Consider the following 4,984-nt stretch of genomic DNA (forward strand, 5'->3'; position numbering starts at 1 on the left):
CTGCTGCTGCTTCACGAGGTTGGGAAGGCGATGAGGAGGGATGGGACGATGGGGCATGCTTTGACGCTGAGGCCGTACCAAGCGGAGGCGGTCGACGCGTTCTTTGCCGAGGCGTGTCGACGACAGCTGATGGTGCTCCCAACGGGGGCTGGGAAGACCATCCTGTTTGGGGCGATTGCGAAGCGCTGGTGGGAGGCGTCGGATCAGACACGCCCGATCCTCATCCTCGCACACCGCAGTGAACTCCTCGACCAAGCGGAGCAAAAACTCGCCATGGTCTGGCCAGAAGCGGTCGTAGGCCGCGTGCAAGGGAGCCGCAACGAGCCACTGGGCAACGTCCTGGTCGCGTCCACGCAAACGCTTGTCCTCGTCCGAGAGATTCGACCGCCGGGACTCATCCTATACGACGAGTGTCATCACAGCCGGGCAGAAGGCGCTGTGGGAGCTCTGGAACGGCTTGGTGTGTTTGCCGAAGACGGTCCTACGCTGCTGGGCGTAACGGCGACACCGACCCGAGCGGACAAGCATGCGCTGGGGGACATCTTCGAACGGGTCACGTACGAACGGACGATTTTGCAGAGGATCCTGAGCGGATACTTGTCCGACGTTCGCGGGAAAAAAGTGAAGATTCCGGGTTTGCACCTGAGTGCGATGCGAACGACCGCAGGCGACGACAACGCGAAAGACCTCGCAGGTGCGCTGAACGACCAAGCGGCCATCGATGCGGTCGTGGAAGCGGTCCAAGAGCACGCAGGCGGGCGCAAAAGCTTGGTCTTCGCCGTCGACATCGCGCATGCGAGAACGCTGGCCGAACGCTTTCGACAAGCGGGCGTTGCGGCGGCCGCTGTGGATGGGACGATGTCGGAAACCGAACGGGCGAGCGTCTTGCGCGACTTTGCCGTGAATCGGTTGCGGACGGTCGTGAACTGCCAAATTCTCACCGAAGGCTACGACCCACCGGATGTGGACTGTGTGGTCATCGCACGACCAACGCGCTCTCAAGCGCTGTATACGCAGAGGGTCGGACGAGCTCTGCGACGGCATCCACAGAAGAAGGATGCCCTCGTCCTGGATCTCGCCGATGCCAGCGAAGACAAATCGTTGCAGACGTTCACGAGGCTCATGAAGACTCAGACGAAACAAACGGACACCCTATCGAGCGTGTCCGAGCTGGAGCAAACTGAGATGCCGGAAGACACGTCGGTGACGGCGTGGGTGATGGACGCCCTGCAAGCCGAGCAGGAGAAGACGGCCGCCATGGAGAAAGTCGTCGAGTCGATTCACCTGTTTGCCAACCGCAGTCGCTATCGTTGGATGCGCATCGAGACGAAGGGGCACGAGGTGTTTGCCATCGAGTACCTGGAGCACCGATGGGCGTATTGGGTCCGAGACGGCGACGCGTTTTGGCCCGTGCTCGAACGGAAAAACAAAAAGTACATGCCCATTCACGACCGAGCGATGCCGCTCGACTACGCCGAGGGCGTTGCCGAATCGATCCTCGACCTACTCGATACGCGATACGTCGAGAAGGAAGCCGAGTGGCGCAAGCTGCCGATGACGCCCAAGCAGCGCGATGTGTTGGCGAAGTACCGGATTACGAGCGACGAGACATGGACGCGAGGCGATGCGGCGGATGCCCTCGGCGAACGCTTCGCGAAACGGCATGTGAAGGATATGTTGGAGCGCCTAGACTTCGCGGCCTGGCAAGCAGCGTTCCAGAAGCCACAGGTGCAAGCATGGCTCCAGGCGAAACTCGCCGCCTTCCGGGCGTACGGAGAGCAACGAGCGCCGTCGGTGGTAGAGTGAGCGTGGTAAGAGAAGGAGACAAGGATGAAGACGAACGAACGAGAACGTCGCAGCGACTACCTGGACCGGATCCACGTATACCGACTGGTTCAAGCGGTGATGCGAACGATGCGGGAAGAGGTGGAGTTGGCCGAGGCGAGAGAACGTCGCAGAGCCTGGAAAGCGCAGCAACCCCAAGCACGCCTACGCGTCCGGCGCGTCTATGCGTTTGTGGAGAGGGAGAGTGCGGATGAGGTGACCGAGTGAAGGCGTGAACCAAGCTTCACCGGGTGCGGGAGAAAGACGGTCCACGTCGGGGTAGGGGCGACGTATGGGGAAGCCGTGGCGTATGTGCGTTCCGCAGGGTGTGTTGGGTCTAGGGTGGTCCGCCACGGCACATCCCGTGTACCACACGGCACTCAGACGTCGTCCTCCACCGGGATGCCTCGCTTCTCCAATTCGGCGAGAAGAAACGGGTACAGGACTTCGGCATCGCTTCGGGGGAAGCGTCCGTCCTCGTGGGTCAAGGTGTACTGCAAGATGCACAGCAGGTCTTCGAGCGCAGCGTCGGAAAAGGTGCGCAGAATCGTTAGAATCGTATCGGTGCTCGGCAACGGACTCACGGGCAACCTGCCTTTCGGTTCGACATCGAGGCCATGGTACCGAACCAGAAGAATTCTGCAACGCTTCCAGAAAACATGACCAATATCGACGGGATTCGACACAGAAACAAGGCCCATCGCACCGACGGGAGATACGTCCCTGGCATCGTCGGGACATAGCATGCGTTGGAATAGGCTTTCACCCGGCGAGACTGGGAAGGCACCGAGACCTTTCCTTGTGCGTCCCGACCTGACCCTAGACCAGGTCGGGCTTTGGGTATGGGATGCGGCCAACGTTGTAGAGGTGTTCGTAGTCTATCCCGCGATGACCGTATCCCGACCGATACGACCTTTGTCCCGATGGGAAGCCAAGATAGCGCAGATGTCGGTATCCCGTCCGATGCGAGAACCATCGATTGGGGACGGAGAGGGAGAAGCTGCTCTCTTTCTCGAACGTAGGAACCATCGTTCCGATAGGGTGACAAACAGGGGGAATAGGTGTACCCTAAATAAGAACACATGTTTCTATTGTGACAAAGACAAAAGGGGGAGACCGACATGGCATGCAGAGAAGCGCTGCTAGATGCCCTGACTCAGACGCACCGGGCCTTGATGGCCTATAGCCGGTGTCTGGACGTTCTGGGGGACGAAGAAGAGCGCGACCGATTCGAACAGGTGTGTGTGGACCTGGCGACCCAAGCGAAGACGTTGCAAGACCACTTGCTGGGGTATGCGCTCTATTGGGGACGTGGGGATACCAAGGGATGTGAGCCAGCATGACGCAGTACACACCGGAACAGGAAGTGGCCTGGATTCGCCAGATCATACGCCATGCCATGCTGGATGAATATCGGCTATGGAAACGGTGGCATCGGGAAGCTTTGATACTGAATGCTCCTTTGGACATGGAGAATGGTGAAGAATGGGTAGAGCAAATACCGGATCCGACATCGGTGGCTTGGGAAGAAGGGCTAGCCCTTCATGACGTTCTGCAACAGTTGCCCTTAAGAGAACAACGGGTTCTACGCGCTCTGTATGACGAAGGGCGTACCCAACGGGAAGTGGCTGAGGCATTCGGATTGAGTCAGATGATGGTGAGCAAAATTCACCGTCAAGCCCTCCAACATATCCGAGGGAGGGTATTGCCATGAAATGCTCCATAGAGAAAGTTCATGCTCTGCTGGATGAGGCTTATATCGGGAGAAAGGACGCAACCGTTCAACTGTGGGAGTGTTTTGAAGACGAGATAACGCACGTCTCCAAGATGCTACCGGAGAACAGTCGTGAAGATGGGCAACAGAGGGCTCGTATGCAATTGATGTTTGAATGGACGAAAAAAATGAAAGTCGATGGTTTTCAAAAGTGTCAGTCCAAACGCTGTAAAGAGTAGAGGGGCAAAACGAAGCGCCTCTCACCACTCCGGCCGGGTGGAACTAACATCAAAAGGGAGCGATATTCAATGACATGGTATTTTGGTTCGGATTCAGGAACTTCCAGTAATCCTTGCGGAATGAGTTTTTATCTCGGTCGAATGGGTTATGGTACAACTGTAAGTATCGATTGGGCTATTACAGGTATTTCTATTCCTGCCTTTGCCTACTGGAACATTGAAGGCCCAGTAAATACACCTTATGGAACTACTTATAAAGAGTGGGGAGCAGAACAGGCTCAGGCTTTCTGGAACCAGTTTTGGAACCAACAATATCCCGGAGGATATCCTGGGGGTACAATGTTTGGATCTGTGTCGCTCAGTAGTGGTGGCTGGAATACTGCGAATGACTCTACGGCTTGGAATGAAAATCAAACTGTCGTAGAAGGTTTTTTAAATGAACTTGCAAATTTAAATGCGGCAAATTCATTCTCGTCGTCTACTACGATAGGACTCTATGGGAGTCAAATTGGAGAATTTCAAAATCTCCTAGATTCCAATAAGTGGATTTCTCCACAGCCAATTGTAGTGTGGATTGCTGATACACAGTCTTCACAAGATTGTACGACGGTGGAAGAACTATATTGCCCCATGCCAACAGTGGGTGGATATGTGCCGATGATTTGGCAATATATCCAAGACCCAGATTATGATGTAACTCCATATGTAGATGGAGTGAGCAGCAGTTCTAATTACACTTGGAATCCTACGACATCTCCGGGGATTTGTTGATTGAATAGTGGGGCGTTCTATATCGAATAAAATCGTGCTACTCAACTACAACATTCCAATTCTCCCCCCCGTTCTGAGATCTCCATAAAGACAAGGAATTTGATTGAATACTCTGGGAGACGATCCATCCTGTTTGACCGAAAAACTTGAGACAGATGGGATGGATCGTTGAGGGGATGGGCGCAACCGTTTCCCATGAGCGACCACCTGTCAGGGTTTGCTCCAATTCCTGTTGTTTGCCCTGAAAGACGATAGCCCATCCCTTTTTAGATGTTAAAAAGTCTGTTAAGAGGGAAGAATCGGGACTTATCCAAATAGGTTTCCATTGAGTTCCATTGATAGTATGATAGAGAACAAAGTATCGACGGTAGTCCACGGTGTTCTCACTGGTTGTATACGGCAGAGTTAAGGATACAGATAGGAAGCCGATGTGAGA

At 54.8% G+C, this 4,984-nt stretch carries 8 protein-coding genes; 6 read left to right on the plus strand and 2 right to left on the minus strand.

What is annotated here, in order from left to right; all coding sequences use genetic code 11:
• Together M4I36_RS13890 and M4I36_RS13895 are read left to right on the plus strand one after the other, a co-directional pair.
• A partial coding sequence (locus M4I36_RS13890; protein ID WP_308661288.1) for a DEAD/DEAH box helicase occupies positions 1-1,806 on the plus strand: 1,806 nt, incomplete at its 5' end.
• 24 nt (positions 1,807-1,830) lie between these two features.
• Entirely contained in the window at positions 1,831-2,052 is a 222-nt protein-coding gene (locus tag M4I36_RS13895; protein WP_258112355.1) for a hypothetical protein, read from the plus strand.
• Between the two features lie 152 nt (positions 2,053-2,204).
• Here M4I36_RS13895 and M4I36_RS13900 read toward each other — a convergent pair whose 3' ends face one another.
• Positions 2,205-2,510, minus strand: coding sequence for a hypothetical protein (locus M4I36_RS13900; RefSeq protein ID WP_258112356.1), 306 nt, complete (start codon positions 2,508-2,510; stop codon positions 2,205-2,207).
• 435 nt (positions 2,511-2,945) lie between these two features.
• Between M4I36_RS13900 and M4I36_RS13905 the strand changes: the two genes are divergently transcribed.
• The 4 genes from M4I36_RS13905 (at position 2,946) to M4I36_RS13920 (ending at position 4,548) form a co-directional block, all read left to right on the plus strand.
• Complete coding sequence (locus M4I36_RS13905) at positions 2,946-3,167, plus strand: hypothetical protein (protein WP_258112357.1); 222 nt, start codon at positions 2,946-2,948, stop codon at positions 3,165-3,167.
• The gene (locus M4I36_RS13910) at positions 3,164-3,538 is read left to right on the plus strand and encodes a sigma-70 family RNA polymerase sigma factor (RefSeq protein ID WP_258112358.1); all 375 of its coding nucleotides are present in this window, start codon (positions 3,164-3,166) and stop codon (positions 3,536-3,538) included. Before M4I36_RS13905 ends, M4I36_RS13910 begins: the two co-directional genes overlap by 4 nt.
• Positions 3,535-3,777, plus strand: a complete 243-nt coding sequence (locus M4I36_RS13915; RefSeq protein WP_258112359.1) for a hypothetical protein — start codon at positions 3,535-3,537, stop codon at positions 3,775-3,777. Before M4I36_RS13910 ends, M4I36_RS13915 begins: the two co-directional genes overlap by 4 nt.
• A 69-nt stretch (positions 3,778-3,846) precedes the next feature.
• A complete protein-coding gene (locus M4I36_RS13920; RefSeq protein ID WP_258112360.1) occupies positions 3,847-4,548 on the plus strand; it encodes a hypothetical protein in 702 nt (233 codons plus the stop codon).
• Between the two features lie 37 nt (positions 4,549-4,585).
• Here M4I36_RS13920 and M4I36_RS13925 read toward each other — a convergent pair.
• A partial coding sequence (locus M4I36_RS13925; RefSeq protein WP_258112361.1) for a beta propeller repeat protein occupies positions 4,586-4,984 on the minus strand: 399 nt, incomplete at its 5' end.

The organism is Alicyclobacillus sp. SP_1 (genome assembly GCF_024706985.1).
In the GTDB taxonomy this organism is placed as follows: Bacteria; Bacillota; Bacilli; order Alicyclobacillales; family Alicyclobacillaceae; genus Alicyclobacillus_I.